Annotated in this window: 21 protein-coding genes and 1 tRNA gene; 11 read left to right on the top strand and 11 right to left on the bottom strand. The window is 58.8% G+C overall.

Annotated elements, in window-relative coordinates; all coding sequences use genetic code 11:
* Positions 1 to 90: 90 nt before the first annotated feature.
* From popZ to QD336_RS00535, 5 genes are all read right to left on the bottom strand, one after another.
* On the bottom strand, positions 91 to 1062 hold the full coding sequence (popZ, locus tag QD336_RS00555; protein WP_499168827.1) for a cell division protein PopZ: 972 nt from the start codon (positions 1060 to 1062) through the stop codon (positions 91 to 93).
* Positions 1063 to 1450: 388 nt separating this feature from the next.
* Positions 1451 to 2122, bottom strand: a complete 672-nt coding sequence (locus tag QD336_RS00550; RefSeq protein ID WP_499168825.1) for a protein-L-isoaspartate O-methyltransferase family protein — start codon at positions 2120 to 2122, stop codon at positions 1451 to 1453.
* A 184-nt stretch (positions 2123 to 2306) separates the two neighbouring features.
* Positions 2307 to 2504 (bottom strand): hypothetical protein, encoded by a 198-nt coding sequence (locus QD336_RS00545; RefSeq protein WP_442864862.1) that lies wholly within the window; start codon positions 2502 to 2504, stop codon positions 2307 to 2309.
* 193 nt (positions 2505 to 2697) lie between these two features.
* Positions 2698 to 3870, bottom strand: a complete 1173-nt coding sequence (locus QD336_RS00540; protein WP_499168823.1) for a tyrosine-type recombinase/integrase — start codon at positions 3868 to 3870, stop codon at positions 2698 to 2700.
* Positions 3870 to 4193: an Arc family DNA-binding protein gene (locus QD336_RS00535; RefSeq protein WP_279657243.1), complete on the bottom strand. Its 324-nt coding sequence runs from the start codon at positions 4191 to 4193 to the stop codon at positions 3870 to 3872. Before QD336_RS00535 ends, QD336_RS00540 begins: the two co-directional genes overlap by 1 nt.
* Before the next feature lie 109 nt (positions 4194 to 4302).
* On the opposite strand from QD336_RS00535, the gene QD336_RS00530 reads away from it, so the two are divergent.
* The 6 genes from QD336_RS00530 (at position 4303) to QD336_RS00505 (ending at position 6961) form a co-directional block, all read left to right on the top strand.
* Positions 4303 to 4503 carry a DNA-binding protein gene (locus QD336_RS00530; protein ID WP_499168821.1) on the top strand — a complete coding sequence of 67 codons (201 nt, stop codon included), beginning with the start codon at positions 4303 to 4305 and terminating at the stop codon, positions 4501 to 4503.
* Between the two features lie 77 nt (positions 4504 to 4580).
* Entirely contained in the window at positions 4581 to 4922 is a 342-nt protein-coding gene (locus QD336_RS00525) for a hypothetical protein (RefSeq protein WP_499168820.1), read from the top strand.
* 2 nt (positions 4923 to 4924) lie between these two features.
* Positions 4925 to 5827 carry a hypothetical protein gene (locus tag QD336_RS00520; RefSeq protein ID WP_499168818.1) on the top strand — a complete coding sequence of 301 codons (903 nt, stop codon included), beginning with the start codon at positions 4925 to 4927 and terminating at the stop codon, positions 5825 to 5827.
* Positions 5820 to 6140, top strand: coding sequence for a DUF6074 family protein (locus tag QD336_RS00515; protein ID WP_499168816.1), 321 nt, complete (start codon positions 5820 to 5822; stop codon positions 6138 to 6140). The genes QD336_RS00520 and QD336_RS00515 overlap by 8 nt, the downstream gene beginning before the upstream one ends.
* Entirely contained in the window at positions 6137 to 6400 is a 264-nt protein-coding gene (locus tag QD336_RS00510) for a hypothetical protein (protein WP_499168815.1), read from the top strand. The genes QD336_RS00515 and QD336_RS00510 overlap by 4 nt, the downstream gene beginning before the upstream one ends.
* Positions 6401 to 6604: 204 nt before the next feature.
* On the top strand, positions 6605 to 6961 hold the full coding sequence (locus QD336_RS00505; RefSeq protein WP_499168813.1) for a hypothetical protein: 357 nt from the start codon (positions 6605 to 6607) through the stop codon (positions 6959 to 6961).
* Here the strand turns inward: QD336_RS00505 and QD336_RS00500 are convergent.
* The gene (locus QD336_RS00500) at positions 6942 to 9716 is read right to left on the bottom strand and encodes a phage tail tape measure protein (RefSeq protein WP_499168811.1); all 2775 of its coding nucleotides are present in this window, start codon (positions 9714 to 9716) and stop codon (positions 6942 to 6944) included. The two genes, QD336_RS00505 and QD336_RS00500, sit on opposite strands and share 20 nt — an antisense overlap.
* Before the next feature lie 105 nt (positions 9717 to 9821).
* On the opposite strand from QD336_RS00500, the gene QD336_RS00495 reads away from it, so the two are divergent.
* The 3 genes from QD336_RS00495 (at position 9822) to QD336_RS00485 (ending at position 12950) form a co-directional block, all read left to right on the top strand.
* Positions 9822 to 10241: a hypothetical protein gene (locus QD336_RS00495; protein WP_499168810.1), complete on the top strand. Its 420-nt coding sequence runs from the start codon at positions 9822 to 9824 to the stop codon at positions 10239 to 10241.
* Positions 10234 to 12072, top strand: coding sequence for a prohead protease/major capsid protein fusion protein (locus tag QD336_RS00490; protein ID WP_499168808.1), 1839 nt, complete (start codon positions 10234 to 10236; stop codon positions 12070 to 12072). Before QD336_RS00495 ends, QD336_RS00490 begins: the two co-directional genes overlap by 8 nt.
* 485 nt (positions 12073 to 12557) lie before the next feature.
* The gene (locus QD336_RS00485) at positions 12558 to 12950 is read left to right on the top strand and encodes a hypothetical protein (protein ID WP_499168806.1); all 393 of its coding nucleotides are present in this window, start codon (positions 12558 to 12560) and stop codon (positions 12948 to 12950) included.
* Here the strand turns inward: QD336_RS00485 and QD336_RS00480 are convergent.
* The 4 genes from QD336_RS00480 to QD336_RS00465 form a co-directional block, all read right to left on the bottom strand.
* Positions 12915 to 13121, bottom strand: coding sequence for a hypothetical protein (locus QD336_RS00480; protein WP_499168805.1), 207 nt, complete (start codon positions 13119 to 13121; stop codon positions 12915 to 12917). The two genes, QD336_RS00485 and QD336_RS00480, sit on opposite strands and share 36 nt — an antisense overlap.
* A 46-nt stretch (positions 13122 to 13167) precedes the next feature.
* Positions 13168 to 13884, bottom strand: coding sequence for a hypothetical protein (locus tag QD336_RS00475; RefSeq protein WP_499168803.1), 717 nt, complete (start codon positions 13882 to 13884; stop codon positions 13168 to 13170).
* A gap of 285 nt (positions 13885 to 14169) precedes the next feature.
* Positions 14170 to 14243 (bottom strand) — tRNA-Cys (locus tag QD336_RS00470).
* Positions 14244 to 14482: 239 nt separating this feature from the next.
* On the bottom strand, positions 14483 to 14635 hold the full coding sequence (locus QD336_RS00465) for a DUF3309 family protein (RefSeq protein ID WP_269341139.1): 153 nt from the start codon (positions 14633 to 14635) through the stop codon (positions 14483 to 14485).
* Positions 14636 to 15391: 756 nt separating this feature from the next.
* Between QD336_RS00465 and QD336_RS00460 the strand changes: the two genes are divergently transcribed.
* The gene (locus QD336_RS00460) at positions 15392 to 15697 is read left to right on the top strand and encodes a hypothetical protein (RefSeq protein WP_499168802.1); all 306 of its coding nucleotides are present in this window, start codon (positions 15392 to 15394) and stop codon (positions 15695 to 15697) included.
* A gap of 94 nt (positions 15698 to 15791) precedes the next feature.
* A complete protein-coding gene (locus QD336_RS00455; RefSeq protein WP_269341136.1) occupies positions 15792 to 16037 on the top strand; it encodes a DUF982 domain-containing protein in 246 nt (81 codons plus the stop codon).
* 507 nt (positions 16038 to 16544) lie between these two features.
* On the opposite strand, the gene wrbA is transcribed toward QD336_RS00455, so the two are convergent.
* Positions 16545 to 17144 (bottom strand): NAD(P)H:quinone oxidoreductase type IV, encoded by a 600-nt coding sequence (gene wrbA, locus QD336_RS00450; protein ID WP_269341134.1) that lies wholly within the window; start codon positions 17142 to 17144, stop codon positions 16545 to 16547.
* Positions 17145 to 17188: the final 44 nt, after the last annotated feature.

The following is a 17188-nucleotide window of genomic DNA, read 5'->3' as shown; positions in this document are numbered from 1 at the left end:
CTTCATCTTCAACAAAAAAGCCGCTCCTGTGCCGGAGCGGCTCCTGTTTCGTCGCATCATCAGCGAACACAGCCCGTGCCCGGGCCGGCCTTAACGGCGTGAGCCGCGCGCGACGCGCTCGATTTCCTCGCGCACGAGGCGCTCGACCAGCGTCGGAAGATTGTCTTCCAGCCAGTCCTGCAGCATCGGGCGCAGCATATCGGCAGCCAGATCCTCGATCGAACGCCGCTCGACGCCGTCGAAAACCTCCGCCAGCTCGCTGAAGGAACGGGCGATCTGCGCGCCGGCGGCGGCGGAAAGGAGATTGAGCGACAGGCCGTCCTCGACATCCGCCCTGTCTTTCGTTTCCAGCTCGGCCAGATCGAATGCCGGCATCTCCACGGCAGGCTCCCGCACCGTAACGTCGAAGCGCTCCGTGGCCAGCGGCATTTCGATGGCGCCGCGCAGCGTCAGCTGATCGAAGCGGTTTTCCGCCAGAGGCGCGCTTTCAATGGCGGCCGCAGCAGCACGGTCTTCCGATGCGAAAGGCACCGGCTGCTCGCTGGCGCTGGCAACGGCGGCCATGAGCGGGCGAACATCCGTCGGACGCTGCGGTGCCGCCCGTTCAGCGGACGGTGCGGCCACAGGCTGCGATACATTCGAGGAAGCGGGTGTGGCCTCGGACGCGCCACGCTGGGCCTGTGCGGCAAATGCCTGCGGCCCCATGGCGGCGTTGCGGTCGGCGGCGGCGCGCACGCGGGCGGCGACATCGGCAAGCGACATGGTCTTTTCACCCTGGCTCTCCTGCCGCTCGGCGGCGGGCTTTTCGGAGGCAGGTGAAAAATCCTGCGCCGGACGGGCGCCAAAAGCCTGATTTGCAGCGGGGGGAACACGCGCCGGCGGGCTCACGGGCTCCGCCACGAAGGCGGCCTCGCTTGCGGCTCCGTCTTCATCGTCATAAACCGGCGGCAACTGCCCGGAAAACGCGCCTGCCGGCCCGGTTTCGTTGCTTTCGATGATCCGGCGAATAGACGCCAGAATTTCTTCCATGGACGGTTCACGCGCGACACTTGGCTGAGCCATATCAATCCCCGGTTTCCACTCTTGAGCACCCTTGCCGCATCCCTCGGATATCGGCCGGAGCACTCTTACCTGTTCAATTCGCACATCGTTTCCGCGACAACCGAAGCCGGTGCCGGGCCGATGCCCTGAAACAGGTTCGGCCAAAGCGCTTGAGCATTTCGCCATCCCTGTTGCAGGCTCATACGGGGCAGAAATACGCACACCCCGAATCACCCTTAGTCTAGGGCAGCATAACCCGGAACTAAATCACTGATTCGACAAGTTTCATGATGATGCACAGCTTTGTGCGCGCTGCCCGGAAACCGGTACTCTCCTGATAAGTCAGGCACAAAAAAGCCGGGGCGGAAAATCCACCCCGGCTCTCTGAAAACGGATGATCGTCTGCCGATCAGAAAACGAATTCGGCGGCCTTGGCGAAACCCGGCAAAGGCTTGACCGAAGCATTGAAGAAGGTGGCAGCCGACGTGCTGTTGCCGTCGCGGCGATAGACGGTTGCCTTTGCGGCATTGCCATAGCCGACGACGACGACCAGACGACCGCCTTCGCGCAGCTGATCGGTCAGCGCCGCAGGCACTTCTTCCACCGAGCCGTTGATGAAAATAAGGTCGTAGGGTGCCTCGCCCGCATAACCCTTACCGAGATCGCCGGTCACGACGGCGACATTGTCATATCCGAGCGATGCCAGCGTCCCGGTCGCTTCCGCTGCCAGCGCCTCGTCGCTTTCAAGCGAAACGACCGAACCGGCAAGCTCCGAAAGAATGGCGGCCGCATAACCGGAACCACCGCCGACTTCCAGCACCACATCTTCCTTAGACACTGCCACAAGCTGCAAAAGCTTCGCCAGCGGCGAGGCCTTCATGACGTAACGGGCCGGGCGGCCGTCGCGGGCCGGACAGATCTGCAGATCCTCGTCCACATAGGCAATCTGCCGCACGCCCGCCGGCACGAAAGCCTCGCGCGGCACGCTCAAAAACGCCTTCAGCACCGAATGCGACGTCACGTCGGTCGTGCGCAACTGGCTGTCGACCATATTGGCGCGTGCGGTTTCGAAATCCATCATGTCCTTATCGCCTCAATTTCAAGGATAGGGGCTGGAAACCAGCCCAAAGTCGGAAGATGCAGCCGACCGTTAAAACAATCTCATAATTGCCAGAAGCTGCGCTTTCAAGCGCGCTCATTGGCTGCGATCCCAAAAAGCACTGGCGGGTGATGCAAATTTCTCGCGATCGGCAGGAAATACGCCGTCAGGAGGCGGGAATATCCGGCATGATCCACCAGAAAAGCTGAACGAGATCGCTCCAGAGCCGCGCCATGTCCTCGATCATCTCGACCGTCGTCGTATAGGCATAGATCGCCAGAACAGTAACGACACCGACGAGCAGCCATGGCCAGAGCCTTCGCTTCCTGTCGTTGCCCGCATTGTCTCGCTGATCCTGATCCACGCTCTCCTCCTGCATTCTGGCCGAAAACGGCACGCGCCCGCATCATCTGCGGAGCGTAGATAAATATGATGCCGATGGTGAGAGAAATTTGGAGGCCTCGCCCGGAATTGAACCGGGGTACAAGGATTTGCAGGCTTTCACCCGCCCTTGAATTCTCTCCGCAATTTCCCTGTTTGTCGCAACCATGTTGCAGTCAATCGAGCAAAATGTTCGCGGCTTGTGCTAGTTCTGTCCCATCATCCAGCCGCGGGAACAGGTGGCCATAGGTGTCCATCGTCATCACGATCGAGGAATGGCCCATGCGTTCCTGCACCATTTTGACCGGCAGGCCTAAGCCGCCGTCTTCCTTCCGGTTGATGAGCCAAGAGGCGTAGAAGTGGCGCAGCGCGTGGAGGCCGGTGTATTTCGCCTCGATGGCATCCCCCTCGCCCACGGTCACGCCAGCTCGAATCATCGCCGGCTTGAGGCCCTTGTTGACGATGTTCGCATGTGACCGGGGTTCGCCGTCTGGATTGGCGAAGACGAGTTCGAAGCCGGGCGGCTGGCGGAGCTTATGTTCCTTCAAAGCCGCGATGACGACGGGAGGAACCGGGATCGTTCTGACGCCGGCCTCTGACTTCGTCGGGCCGATTTCCTTGAACTGGTCGGCGCGCTGATTGACGTGGATCTCTGCCTTTTTGAAATTCACGTCCCGCCAGCGAAGGCCACGGATTTCCGACGACCTCATGCCCGTAAAGATAGCTGTCACGAGCAACGGCCTCCAGTTACCGTCCAGAGCGGCCACCAGCGCCTTAATTTCGCTTCTGGTTGGAATGTCCATGCCAACGACGAGTTTGCCCTTCTGGCGCTTCTCCTGCCGCCTGTCGCGCCCCTTTCTGCTAGAGCGAATGTCCCGCACCGGATTGCGCGTAGCAAGGCCACGCTCATTCGCATCAGACAGGATCGAGCCTAGAGAGGTCAGAACCTTCTTCACCATCGCCGGCGACCGCCCGTTCTGGCGCATCGTGTCTTCGAAGTCCCTGACGGACGGAACGTTGAGTCGCGATAACAGCGTCTGGCCGATAAGCGGGTTTATGTGGTGTTTCAGGTGGCTCTTGCGCTGGTCCATAGATGAACGCTCAAGACCAGCGCTTTCGCCCGAGGCGATCCAGAGAGCACCAGCCTTCTCGACAGTCACGCTTGCGCTGTCAGCGACGTGGACGCCTTCCCTGACTTCAACCGAGGCGGTTGCGGCGAACCGGTCCGCGTCCTTCTTAAGCTTGAAGGTCTTCAGGCGCCGCTTACCGGCGGTGTCGAAATAATCGACCACCCAGGCGCTCTTTGCCTCACCCTTCGGGGTTGTCCATTCACGTTTCCGTACAGACATTACAGCCCCTCATCAGGTGGAATTGCTGCGGAGAATTCGTCAGTCAGTATCGCTTTGAGCACTGCCTCGCGCCCTTCAGGTGTTTGGGTGAGATGGTCAATGAACGCCCTCACAGTTCTGCCCAGCGCGTCATTCATTCCCTCAAGATAGGCGACCTTTCCAGAGAGATCCTGACCTTCGAAGCTCAATTCGAGACGGGCCACGATATCTGCGTTCATGCTTCGATTTTGGTTTTCAGCGCTCGCACGGATTCGCTCCCTCAGCCCATCGGGAAGGCGAACAATGAATTTATCCTGAGGTTGAGATATCGGCTTTTTTGTCATGATGGCTATCAGCCATATTTTTATTCTTGACGCAATGATGGCTATTAGCCATGGTTAACCAGTGGCTACCAGCCATCACCTCTATTCACCGATTTGCGAAGGAACTGACATGCACAATGATGGCGAAAGCAAGAATGACACCATCGAACTGGTGTGGGGAGGAGAAGAAATCGCACGGGTTATTGGGCGTACTCCGAGAGTGACTTTTCAACTTTTAGAACGCGGCTTGATACCGGCGAGGAAAATCAAAGGTCGCTGGGTTGCTAGCAAGCCGAAGCTTCTCGAGTTTTTTATGGGCGACGTAGCATGAGCCAAAAAACAAAAGGCCCGGCAACCGCGCCAACGGTTCCGAGCCATGGTCCACTCAATCCGACACAAGGAAACGATATGAACATGCGTACAAATAGCACGATTAGCGACACCATGCAAAATCTGACGGTAGGGGAACTCGTCACGGTCACGACCGCAACGCGGCGGCTAATGGATGCACTGGACGGTATATCGTCCATGCCTCGTTGCGCTTTGAGTGCGCCAGTCTCCGAGCTTCTCGATGCCGAATATGACCGGCTGGGCGAGCGCCTCGAGGCGGCGGCCGGCGAACTGGCGCGACGAGAACCAGCAACTCGCGACGAAATTGAGGAACGCGTTTTTGCCCTCACCTCGCTTGCTGCCGCTCATCGCATGACACTTCCGGAATTCCTTGAGCAGTTTCAGACAGGCGGCCAGTGAAAATGAGCATAACGACTGCGCACCGCCTTCGACAACAAGCCCGGGCCACAGGAGAGGCCCGGGTCGGCAAATGCATTATTGCCGAAATGACACGCCCCTGGCTGCCGGAAAGCGATACTCCTGCCGTCAATCTCGTCCGAGTGGCCGAGATCGAGAAAATTATCCGCGCCCGCCACGGCTCCTACATCCCAGATCCGTCAGGATCTGACGACGAGGAACTCTGCCTCGCCTATCTGCGTGCGTTCGCGCTTTCAGGAGCAGGTAGCGCGGTGCGCGGTTGGTCGCGGCGCTGGGCGCCATGGCTCCAGAATGAGGAGCTTCTTACCGAACTGGAAGCCGCGGCCAAGAAGTTGGCGTCAGGCAAACAGGGCAAGAACCGAATGCTGAAGGCTGACCATGTGGCTTGCCTCATGATGGTCAGTCTGGAGGAACGGACTCGCTTGGAGCTCAAAACTATCGGTGCGCATGACGTCCCGAAAGAGGAGCGCACCGCCCGGGCGAAGGAACGAAAACGACAACTCGACCGCCGGCGGGTTGCTGCGAAGCGCCGAATGAAAAACCCGTTGATGCGGTCCCGATCGGAACTGGCGGCAGTGTCGATTTCCGCGGCGAAGCCATGGGAGCAGGAAGGCATTTCCCGGGCTGGATGGTATCGTCGTCAGCGGCGTGAGACAGACATGTCGCGAGTATATAAGAAGAGCACTACTAGCGACACATCTGTCTCAAGCGAATGCCGAGCTATTTCCTCGTCCTTAAACGATGAGATGAAATCTCCTCCCCCATCATCGCAGAAAAACCCGAACGCGCAGCGTGAAGGGCAAATGGGGTTTGGGGACCAGTCCCCAACGGAGTTCCAAGAGGCGGAGCCTCATGGCGCAAACTACAGGAGAGCACGACATGGGTGAGGTGCTGGAATTGCCGATCGATGCGTGGGCGCGCCGCGTGCGTATCGTCGCCGGCTATATCGACCATCACGAGGGAGCCAAAGGGGAGCGGTTCTTCACCACCGAAACCCGGCGTCTTGCGGTGTTGCTCCAATCTCGGGGGCTGACACCTGAGCAGGTTGACGATCAGGTCGAAAGCTTCGTCGCGGATGTCTGGGCGCAGATTGCGAGGCACCGCGAGGCTGAAGCATCAGGCTTTTCCGCAAAGATTCATCCCTATCGGCGCCATCTCCTTCTTCACGAAGAGGGTGCCATGCGAGGTTTCACGAAATGACCGAAACAACAATCAGCGTCCGGCCGATCGTGGTTATGTCGCAGACTTTCACCGACGGTGTTGAGATGTTCGAGACCGCCTCCCAGCATCGGGGGTGGGGGATTTTCATCATCGGGCCAGACATGAACATTGCTGGCACCGCACCGAACCGTCAGGCAGCGATAGACGCTGCAACGGAGCTCGCCATGCAGCAAGGGTGGAAGGTGATCCACACTGCGCCGGAGGCGGAAGAGACGCCCAAGGGGAAGACACTGCAATAATGCAACCTCCCAAGCCCGCCGGCTGCCCCATCCCACCCCCCACGCTTAGGTTCTTCGGGGTGGGAGGCGACAGCCCGCGGGTCGGCGGCAGCGCACCATTTGAGCAGTTTTTGTGGTTTTTATTTCACACTTCCGCTTCCGATATTTTCTCCCCCGAGCTGAGCAATCCCAAGGAGATGACGGAGCTTAAAAAGGATCATGCAAATGAATGATATCCGTGCCCGCATGGAGGCTCCAGGGCCGCGATATGACAGTGAGCGGATGAGGATTGACCGATTATGCCGCTTCCTCGTGCTGGCAACCGAAATTCCGGACAGCGGATTCCGCCATTATGGGCTTACCGGCCGCCTCACACGTATCGGGCTTCAGCTGGGCTGGACGGAGGACCAGGCTCACGCCGAGATCTGGCAGCGGTACCAGAACCATCTTGAGGTGTTCCGTCGACACCCGGAGATGTTTCTGGAGACGACAAATCGCCTGCGATCGGAATACGGCGACGAGTTGCTGAAAAGGTGGGGCGTGCTGGGCCCCACCTCGGAAGTCAATCTTCTCCATACATGATGTTTGAAAACGACGTCTGCTGCTGGCGATTCAACTGCGTATCGAGCCCCGTCATGAGTTTGCCGACAATGGACTGAGCGGCTTCTTTGGCTACGCGCTTGACGTCTGCCGCAGAGGACCCGTGGAACGTGAGGCTTATCGGGGCGTGAAGCACTATCCCACCCCCACCGCCGAGCGCATGGTTCGGCGTGATGAAGCCGTCGGCACCGGGTGTGAATCTCTCCTCGCCGTCTTCGCCCACTCGGTAGGTTTTCCCAGCTTCGACAGGTCCGCCTCTCCGCCTCGCTCCCGAAACTGGAGGTGTCGGTCCGGCCGACGGCGTGGTGGCCGGGCTGGCAGCTACCGTGCCCCAGCGCGCGAGCGTGTCCCGCAGCATATTTGCCTTCGCCTGAGCGGCGTCGATGCTGCTCGAGTCGATCTGTGGCTTCACCTGCAACTGGTCGAACGCCCTGATCCGGTTCTCGAGCATGTCGAGGTCCTGCTGGAGGGGTTGGATCAAGGTGTTTGCCATCTCCGGTATTCTGGAGTTGGCGCGGATCTCAGCGATTTTCCGTCGCTTCTCATCCGCCTGCGCGCGCAAATCTGCGGCGTCATCCTGATCCTTCGGCATCCAGTGCTTGCCGCCGGCAATCTCACCGACGCCCCGCGCCGCTTTGCCGAGCTCGTACCCTGTGTAAGCAGCCCCGAGAGGGCCAAGGAGGCGGGCAGCGCCGCCGCCAAGGGCCATCAACCCACTGCTGCCGGCAAGACGCGCAGCAGTGCCAGTAGCGGCCCCACCACCGAACATGCGGCCGACCAGGCTGCCTCCGGCTCTCAGCGCTGCAAACCCCGCCAGTGCGCCAGCCAGCCCAGCCATACCCGCCACCGCCTGTCGGGTGGACTGGTCGAGCTGGAGGAAACCGTCACCGACAGAATTCAAGGTGTTGATGACCGGCCGCGTCACGCCTTCGAAATCCTGGCCGACGCGCGTCATGACTGTTTCGACGGTGCCGGTTAGCTTCGTCCAGTCACCGTACAAGCCCTGGTTTGCCTCGACGCCGATTTTATTTGCAATTCCAGCTGGGGTGTTTCGCATCTCAGACTGCGCTTTGAGAAACTTGTCCCACTGCTGGAAGATCATGTTGGCGCGACCGCCCTGCTTGTCGGTGAAGATCGAATTCAGTTGCGCGATGGTCGGGTTGCGCGAGGCGATGGCGGTTAGGAGATCTTCTGCTCGGACAGAGTTGATACTATTCTGCTGATAGCTGCCGAGCGCATCGGCAACCGCTTTTTTTTCGCGCGCCGTCATGTCGCCGATGACGCTGTCCATCAGCTCCATCATTCTAGCGGTAAATTCGCCTCGATCGGAAATGATGGATTTGGTTTCGCCCGTATCGGGATCGGTGAATTCCCCGTTGTCGATTTCTTCCGCGATTTGGTCTCGTATCTCCTTCGGCAAGCGAACGCCGAAATTCTCCTTCATGACGATACCTAGACCATCCGGGTTCATCTCCTCGCTATTGGTGAAATCGCTGAAGTTGAGACCCAGTGCTGCAAGGGCGTTGCGGCCCTTTCTGGTAGGTGCCACGAGCTTTGCTGAAGCCGAGCGGGCGAAGACACCCGCCTCGTCACCACGCACGCCAGCAAGGCGAAGGGTCATGGCAAGAGCAGCTTGCGTATCTTGCGACAGTCCGGCACCAACTGTTGAAGCGCCACCATATTTCATGAACTGGCGGACGTCCTCGTCTTCCATGCCGCTGTGCTTTGCCATCCAGACCAACCGGTCAACATAACTGCGGATAACGGCGGGTTCTTTGAGGTTAACTCGGTTTGAAAGCGCAGAGCCGGTGACTGTCTGGGCCGCCTCTTCGAGCGTGACGCCCATAGCCAGCGCATAATCGGTGACCGCGTCGGTCAGAGACATGATCGTTTTGTAGTCGCGAATGCTTTGCTGGCCTATAAGAGTTTGGGCCTTGACGACGTCGGGATTGTTGAATCGAGTATCTCCACCGATCCGCTCTGCCTGGCGCCCCAGTGCGTCCTGGGCTTCTGAGTTTAGGCTCAGAATCGCGCGCTGGCGCTGACGCTCGCGATCATAGTCAACGGCCATGAAGAATGACTTTTCAGCCGCGTTCCTTGTCACAGCAGCCCCGTATGCGCCGCCGGCAGCGACCATCGCCTCGTATGCCGGAGAGCCAGCGCCAGGCGGCCGCCGCCCCGGTGGCTGGCGCGCTGGCGGCTGTCGTGGAGGCTTCGGCCTCCGTGCCTCTGCATCGAGGCGGCGCATTTCACGTATCGTTTTGGCAATCTCGCTTCGGATGCCCTGCTGCGCGCCTGAGATGTTTTTGCGGCCGGCGATGCCATAAGACTGGAGCGCTCTCTCAGCACCCCGTACGGCCACGCCCTGGTCGCGGAACGCCTGGCTGGCGGCCTTCAGTTGAACTTTTGCAGACTCCAGCTCCGACTTCATCTTCGCGGTCGGCTTGGTCGCATTCTTCAGTGCTTGCTCGAGGCGCGCTACATTTGAGCGAGCAGCTGCCATCTGGGTGCTGAGTTCCTTAAAACCTCGCCGCTGTGCGGTGAAGTCCTGGATCGTGCCGGCCTTCTTCTGGAGATAATCCAGCTGCTTGCCAAGGCGCGAGACTTGAGGTGTAGCGCCCTTGCCGAGCCGGGAGAGAGCGCCGTCGACGCCCTTCAGAGAATTAGCAGCGTTTTTCGAGGGCCCGCTTACCAAGTCGAGCATCTGGAGGCGGAGGGTAGCTGTGCGTGTGGTCATGGTCCAACCTATCAAATTCTGTGAAGATTTTCAGATTTCGATAAATTTCTATCATGAAACATTGTTTGCTGATATGTTCCCGTTGCGTTCTCAAGGGAGACTTAAATGACAATCCGCCAGGCTGACCTCGCTCGCGAGCTGGCCACTTCCGAAATGACCATATCGCGGCTTCTGCGTGGCCTCTACCGGGACAGCCAAGAGATCACCGAGCTCGATTGCGTCAAGGTGTTCGCCACCGTGGAATTGCAGCGGCATGGGCTTTCCCGATCGGTCGCACTGGAACTGGTCAACGATCTAGGGAGCGAATTTCGTTATGTCGCTGAGCACAGCAAAAACCGCTGCTGGGCTGTGATGATCAAGAATGGAAGTCAAAGCTTTCCGATGCCAGCCGTGTCACCGGCCCACCTCGACTCGCTTCTGTCCGTTCGTCCCATGTCTCGGGTCATCGCGCTTCACCACATCGCATCGCAGGCATCGGAACGCCTGGCGTCGTTGAAGGCAGCGAAGGAGGCGGCACATGCCTGATATCATTGAAGACGTGCAGACACGCGAAGACCGGAAAGTTTCTTCGTTCAATCCCCAGGCGCGCACTGTGGACATCGTGCTCGCCACAGAGAACGAGGTGAAACGACGGTCGTGGGAGGAAGGCCCTTACGTCGAAATCCTCTCCGTCAACAGGGCAGCCATCGACACCACCCGGTTGAATGCGCTTCCCCTCGTTGACCAACACGATGTCTACAATGGCATGTCCGCCCGCTTAGGCTCGGTGGTGCCGGGCAGTCTTCGATTTGAAAACGGGACAGCGATCGTCACCGCCAAAATCTCCCGCAATGAGAAGGGAGCTGAACTGTTCCGAGATCTGGAGGACGGCCACGTGTTCGGCGCCAGTGTCGGCTACCGCATCGACGAATTCAAGAAAACAGACGCCCCGTCCGGCGGTCTTCCCACAATCCGCGCGACCCGCTGGACACCGCTTGAGCTGTCCATCGTCAGCATCCCGGCAGATCCGGCAGCGACGACGCGCGCCCACGAAATCGAAAGGACCACACAAATGCCCCAGCAGACCAACGAGAACGAGCAGCAGCAGCGGCAAGCACCGACAAACGTCATTCACGAGCGCACGCGCGTCAAGGAACTGCGCGGTCTGGCGAAGATGGCACAGGTCGACGACGCATTCTTGGAGCGCGCGATCGACGAAGGCATGTCTGTGGAGCAGTTCCGGAACGCGGTGCTCGACAAGATGGTGGCCGATCAGGCTCGCTCTCCGACATTCTCGCCCTCCGAAACCCGGGGCCTTGATGCACAGGACACCATTAACCAGCGCCGTCGGGCCATGGCTGACGCACTCATGACACGGGTCGATTCCTCTCACAAGCCCCAGGACTCCAGCCGCCAGTTTATGAACCTCACGCTGTTGGAATTGGCTCGTGAGGTTCTCACCGGCGACGGCGTGAATGTGCGCGGCATGTCGAAAGGGGAAATCGCTGAGCGTGCTTTCCACACCACTTCTGACTTTGCGATTATCCTCGCGCAGGCCGGCCAAACGGTTCTGCAGAATGCGTATCGTGGCGAGCCCTCAGGCATCAAGACGGTGGCACACCCATCCACGATTGATGACTTCCGCCCCAAGCGCTCCGTGCGGGTTTCCGACTGGCCTGAGCTGAAGCTCGTCAATGAGCATGGAGAGTTTTCCCGCGGCACGATCTACGAGAGCGAAGAGGCCTACAAGCTCCAGACCTACGGTCGCATCATCGGCTTCACCCGCCAGCTCCTGATCAACGACTCGCTAGGCGCATTGACGGAGCCGGCCAAAAAATTCGGACGAGCCGCTTCCAACCTTGAAGCTGATGTGCTTGCGGCGTTGGTCACCGGTAATCCGAAGATGGCAGATGGATTCACGCTCTTCCATGCTAACCACGGCAATATCCTGGCGGCCTCCGTCCTTACCGTGGAAGCACTGAGCGCCGGCCGGACTGCGATCCGCAAGCAGGTGGACGAGAAGGGCAAGCCGGCGGGGCTCCGTGCGAAGTATCTGGTTGTTCCTCCTGACCTCGAGATGGAAGCAGAAAAGATTCTGGCCCAGATCGCAGCCGCCAGAACTGAGGATGTGAACCCGAACGCCGGCCGCCTCGAGCTGGTCGTTGAAGATCGGTTCACCGATCCGAAGGCTTGGTATCTTGCCGTTGATCCCTCTTCCGTCGAGGCACTGGAATACAGCTACCTGACGGGCGAGCCTGGACCGCAGATGAGCGAGCGCATCGGCTTCGACATTGATGGGGTCGAATACAAGTGCCGTCTCGATTTCGGCGCCGGTTTCCTTGGTTGGCGCGGCTGGTACCGCAACGCCGGCATTTGATGAGGACTCAAAATGGCTTTCTCAGGTCTTCACGTCGTATGTGCATACGCTGGCTCCGAAGCGAGCCAGCGAGAACCGGTTGCAATTCTGGGTCGGCCGGTATGGTCTGAGAGGCTGGCGAGTGGTGGCACCACCACCAAGGCGGCCCCAGGCGACGGTCATAACGGAGACGCATTGTTTCATCTTTGCGGCTCCGCCGATGGATATGCATTGATCGGACCCGATCCCAGCGCGGCCGGCACGCCCGAAATATTCGTCCCAATGCGAGAGTTCGTCAGCTGCTACGTGAAGACGGGCGACAAGCTGAAGTGGGTTCCAGCTTGATATCGAATTGCCCGGGAGGCCTTGCGGCTAAGCGCCCCGGGCATGGCGCAGGTGATCGCCTCGTAGTCACCCCATAAGCCAACCCACGTGTTCCCGTGGGTGGAGGCTCGCCCGGAGGGCCGGAATCCTCCGGGCACCAATTTAACAACGGAGCAAATCCCATGGCACTTTTCGACCGACTTGACCGCATGACCTCCAGCCAGGTCGATCGCATGTTCGCTGTGGCAGCAGTTATCGACGGAATGCTGACCACCCCCAACGGTCGCCCGCAACCGGACCCCGCGCGCCGGGAGATCCATGTTCGCGGCATATTCGACCAGGCGCCGGCATATGCTGAAATCGAGCAGGGGAAACGGGACAGAACGGGGAATGACCTCCGGGCGCTCGTCAGCGGTGCCGACTTCCAGTTCAGCGTCGACGTGAAACGCTATCCGGCCGCGGCTAGCGCCAAGCAGGGTGATCTCATCACGATGGACGATGCTCGCAAATTCCGGATTTCCAGTGTGCGACCGGATGGGTTATCTCGAGCGGTCTTTGTGCTGACGAAGCTTTGACCGAGCGGCGCGAGCGCGGATCTCGTCCATTCGGGAAACGCTCGACTTCAATGCCGCGAGCTCTTTCTCCAGGCGTTCATAGATGGGCAGCACATTAACGCCGTCGTCGCCGAGAAAAACGATGATCTCGGCCAGCTTATCCAGCGCCCGATCTATGCGTTCGGCTGTCACGGGTTCATCGGGTTTTGCCGGTCGTCCCATCCCCCTCATCATACCGCTATACTAACACAAACTGAAAACGCCTATGCGGAAGCAAATTCATGATGTTAAGGTCTTGATGCAGAGTGTGCCGCTGATGATCGATCATATAGTGGACTGTAATGACCGGCCTCGGGATTATACCTTGCAGCGAGTAGATGTGGTCGGTGTAGTCTTCATTGACTGGGCTGAAGGCAACGCTGAATTTAAGCGAGTGTGGCGCCTTCTGTCTATCAAGCCATCCCCCCACCGTTACGTATTGCGACATTTTATAGGTTGTCGTCAGCCGCACTACTGTTTGACCTTGTGCTTCAGAGTGTTGAAAGATGTAAGCCCACGGAAGGGGCACCTCCTCTCCAATTTTGCTTATAGAGATATTTTCAACTGTGACTCTGCGTCGGTTCCAGTTGACCAATTCGAACTGAGCACGTCGACCCAGGTCAGCGGTAACAGAAATCTCTAAAGTTGGATGACTTTCTCCCAGAGCGAAGGCTGTTTGTCGTCGCTGCTCCCGGAGTTGGCCAAATACAAGATACGCGCCGACGGCAGCTGCCGCACCGCCCAGTAGCCCCGAGGTAGCTGATAACCAGTCCTGGGTCGTGCATCTGCTCTCTTCGCACAGATAGGGTCGCACGACAGAAAAATTGAGCGTGTGCCAATATCGTGCGATTAACACTACAGCCGTCAACACTAAAACTGTGACACTTGGCCAATAGATTCGATTGATTTTTTTCATAGACTCACCCCTACGGCGAGCCTACCCATTGAATGAAATCGACTCAATCGCCTCTCAAGGTTTCCAGATCGAGCACGGCCTTTTAGCAGAATCTTTTCACAATCCGACTTGCGCAACTCCAGAACGGCGACAGTTTTTATGTTGCAGTCCATGTCGCACGGAATCGCGGCCACGTCCGGTGACTCGTGGAGAATCAAGGTGATACGCGGTGAAGTTAATGGTGCCAAACCAAAACCAATGAATGCGTCAATTAGCGCCAAGTATATGATTTTGTGTGGCAATTTTTGGAGGCCTCGCCCGGAATTGAACCGGGGTACAAGGATTTGCAGTCCTCTGCGTCACCACTCCGCCACGAGGCCTCACACGCTCTTCAATTCAAGCGATGGCGGGCATTTAGAACGAATCCATTTTGGGCGCAAGAGGGTTCGTTCCGAATGCGATGTTTTTTCAAGCAGGATCGGCGCAACGGATTAGCCTCTCACTAAGCGCTTAAGATTGCGTGGTTTTTTATATCTTCCTCATATTTCAGAAGAAACTACGCCCGCATTCGGCGCATTGGCAGCGACGCGGGCATTGCTGTATTCCCGTGGGCGGTCAATCAAATTCGCCCAAGCAGGACCAGGATCAGGACGATGACCAGAACCAGTCCGAGACCGCCCGAGGGGCCATAACCGTAGCTATGGTAACCCCAGCTTGGCAGTGCGCCGATCAGGAAAAGAATGAGCAGGATGACGAGGATGGTGCCGAGCATGTGTAGCCCTCCTTTATTGGCCCATTATTGGCATGGGTCCCTGTCTGTTTGAATGATAAAGCGTGCAAAAGGTTCCCTCCTCTGGCATCCATCGCCGCACAAGCCTTGAAACCTTTCAACGGGTTAAACCATTATTCGCGAATGGGGCAGCTTACCGCCCCTTCCCCCCGGGCTGAGGAAAACGGGCGTTGCCGCCAACCCATCGAAAAACAATTCGTCGGATAATGATATCGGCCGACCGGACCTCTTCCGCGCCCGGATGCGGGCGACGTTCCGGCCTTTCCACGGGGCGAGGATGGCAACGATTTATTCGAGGTAATTTCTCGGTCTATGTATCCCGCCCGCCGTTCGACATACTCTTGAAAGTCGCCCGTTCCCTGAAACTGACGGGAGACAGAGAGACCTGGCATCACTGGCAGTGCGCCAGGTCTCCCCCCCGCAGCCTCTCTGCCCTCCATTCCGGTACCGGCACACGGACATGTGACCGGCGTCCCATCGCATGGCTCTTGCCTTGCCTCTTTTTCTCCGGCTAGACCCCAGGCCGGGAGGGAGAAACGAGAATCACATGTCCGGTTTTGCGAACCTCATCCCGCTTTTCATCTTCGCCTTCCTCGTCTACGCTTTCTTCCGCTGGGTCGCGCGCGACATTCAGAATCCGAAGAGCAAATAGCCGGGACGAATTATCCCCGATCCTCTTGCCCACCGGGAACCGCTGCGCCTCCATATCGTTTTCGCAGACGCACTTCGGAGGACAGGATGAAAACGCTCGTATCATCGGCCACTATGGCGCTCGCACTGGCGCTTGCGGGATGCACCACAGCCGGACCGGCCGGTTACGCCGGACCAGCGCCCTATGTCGAACCGATCCCTGGCAGCATCATCTATAGGGGCCAGCCGCGCACCAAGCTGACGAAATCGCCGATCGGCAGCACCTTCACCCATGAATTCCGCATCGACGGCAGCACGCGGGCGGTGGAAACCTATCGCATCGCGCCGGACCGTTCGCTGGAACTCATCGACCGGCGCATCATTCGCGAGTGGCTGTTCGGGCGCGACGACTGACCGCAGCGGAACGGGCGGAAACGGTCCTCGACCGGGATTGCGCATCCCGCCCGCTTCGTTTAGAGCCGGGCGCGATAATCAATATGGAAGAGCGATGAACACGCGCTGGCAAAAACCCGTCCTGATCGCCTTCGAAACGCCGGGCGATTATACGAGCATCGACACCACGCAGGCCGCCTCCTGGGCGCTGATCGAGGACTGGCCGATCGAAGATGGCGAAGCGCTGGACAAGGCGCTGCTCATCTGTGCCGCCGTCGATGCCGGCAGGAAAAAGCCGGAGGATGCACGCAGGGCCTTCATCGCCGCCGCAATCGAGGCCGGCCTCGATATCAAGGCCTGACGGCAGGTAGGCTTCAGGCTTATAAATGCGCCCTGCGGCGCCGCGTTTTCAAGATAACGGGTTCGATGGATCGCAACAGATGGAAGCTTCAGGAAACATGAAAAAAGCCCTGTTCATTTTTCTCCTCTCCTGCCTGGCGATCGGCCTTCTCGGCCATCTCGTGGTGGCCTTCGTCGTCACCGGCTGACGCGCCCTGCCCCTTGCCTCGCGCCGCCCGACAGCGGCGTGTTAAAAATTCCTAAATTTCATTCTTCTGTTATGGAACTGCGGGAAGCTTCGTCCGTTCTCTTTTCGCTCATCACAAGGAGGGTTGGAATGCGTGACGGATTGAACGGTTTTCTCGAAATCTCGATGCTTGGCTTCGTGGTTGCAAGCTGCCTTTTCATGGTCAACCTGCCGATCTGACCCCGCTTCAAACTCCCTGCCCGACGTTACCGGCAACGTGAAATCCCGGCATAAGAAAATGCGGCCTTTCGGGCCGCATTTCTTTTTCAGCAAGCCGTCAAATCAGGCGGAAAGCTTGGCGGCGAGCTTCGCCACATGGGCGCCCTGGAAGCGAGCGGCTTCCAGCTCGATCGCCGAAGGCTGGCGCGAGCCGTCGCCATCGGTGATGGTGGAGGCGCCATAGGGCGAACCGCCCTTGATTTCATCGACACCCATCTGGCCCTGGAAGGCATAAGGCAGGCCGGCAACCGCCATGCCATGGTGCAGGAAGGTGGGCAGGAAACCGAGAATGGTCGATTCCTGACCGCCATGCTGCGTGGCGGAGGAGGTGAAGGCCGAGCCGACCTTGCCAACCAGCTTGCCGCTGAACCACAGACCGCCGGTCTGGTCCCAGAAATTACGCATCTGCGAGGCGACCGTGCCGAAACGCGTGCCGGCGCCGACGATGATGGCGTCGTAATCGGCCAGCTCGTCCACGGTTGCGATCGGCGCTGCCTGATCGAGCTTGAAGTGCGAGGATCTGGCGACCTCTTCCGGCACCAGTTCGGGAACGCGCTTGACGACGACGTCCGCGCCCGTCGATTTTACACCTTCGGCAACGGCATAGGCCATCGTCTCGATGTGACCGTAAGAAGAATAATAGAGTACCAAAACTTTCGTCATTCTCTTCGTTTCCCTTGTTGGAGCTGTTTCCGGCGTACCGGTTA

The organism is Rhizobium sp. BR 250 (assembly GCF_047445855.1).
Lineage (GTDB): Bacteria > Pseudomonadota > Alphaproteobacteria > Rhizobiales > Rhizobiaceae > Agrobacterium > Agrobacterium tumefaciens_I.
Note: the sequence above shows the minus strand (reverse complement) of the source record. Positions and strands in the feature narration are given on the sequence as shown.

Coding starts and splice junctions, on each gene's coding strand:
- wrbA (WP_269341134.1), bottom strand. CDS start 17,144: ATGACGAAAGTTTTGGTACTCTATTATTCTTCTTACGGTCACATCGAG.
- QD336_RS00490 (WP_499168808.1), top strand. CDS start 10,234: ATGCCTGATATCATTGAAGACGTGCAGACACGCGAAGACCGGAAAGTT.
- QD336_RS00465 (WP_269341139.1), bottom strand. CDS start 14,635: ATGCTCGGCACCATCCTCGTCATCCTGCTCATTCTTTTCCTGATCGGC.
- QD336_RS00535 (WP_279657243.1), bottom strand. CDS start 4,193: ATGACAAAAAAGCCGATATCTCAACCTCAGGATAAATTCATTGTTCGC.
- QD336_RS00530 (WP_499168821.1), top strand. CDS start 4,303: ATGCACAATGATGGCGAAAGCAAGAATGACACCATCGAACTGGTGTGG.
- QD336_RS00510 (WP_499168815.1), top strand. CDS start 6,137: ATGACCGAAACAACAATCAGCGTCCGGCCGATCGTGGTTATGTCGCAG.
- QD336_RS00500 (WP_499168811.1), bottom strand. CDS start 9,716: ATGACCACACGCACAGCTACCCTCCGCCTCCAGATGCTCGACTTGGTA.
- QD336_RS00525 (WP_499168820.1), top strand. CDS start 4,581: ATGAACATGCGTACAAATAGCACGATTAGCGACACCATGCAAAATCTG.
- QD336_RS00495 (WP_499168810.1), top strand. CDS start 9,822: ATGACAATCCGCCAGGCTGACCTCGCTCGCGAGCTGGCCACTTCCGAA.
- QD336_RS00485 (WP_499168806.1), top strand. CDS start 12,558: ATGGCACTTTTCGACCGACTTGACCGCATGACCTCCAGCCAGGTCGAT.
- QD336_RS00520 (WP_499168818.1), top strand. CDS start 4,925: ATGAGCATAACGACTGCGCACCGCCTTCGACAACAAGCCCGGGCCACA.
- QD336_RS00460 (WP_499168802.1), top strand. CDS start 15,392: ATGAAAACGCTCGTATCATCGGCCACTATGGCGCTCGCACTGGCGCTT.
- popZ (WP_499168827.1), bottom strand. CDS start 1,062: ATGGCTCAGCCAAGTGTCGCGCGTGAACCGTCCATGGAAGAAATTCTG.
- QD336_RS00475 (WP_499168803.1), bottom strand. CDS start 13,884: ATGAAAAAAATCAATCGAATCTATTGGCCAAGTGTCACAGTTTTAGTG.
- QD336_RS00515 (WP_499168816.1), top strand. CDS start 5,820: ATGGGTGAGGTGCTGGAATTGCCGATCGATGCGTGGGCGCGCCGCGTG.
- QD336_RS00455 (WP_269341136.1), top strand. CDS start 15,792: ATGAACACGCGCTGGCAAAAACCCGTCCTGATCGCCTTCGAAACGCCG.
- QD336_RS00550 (WP_499168825.1), bottom strand. CDS start 2,122: ATGATGGATTTCGAAACCGCACGCGCCAATATGGTCGACAGCCAGTTG.
- QD336_RS00505 (WP_499168813.1), top strand. CDS start 6,605: ATGAATGATATCCGTGCCCGCATGGAGGCTCCAGGGCCGCGATATGAC.
- QD336_RS00540 (WP_499168823.1), bottom strand. CDS start 3,870: ATGTCTGTACGGAAACGTGAATGGACAACCCCGAAGGGTGAGGCAAAG.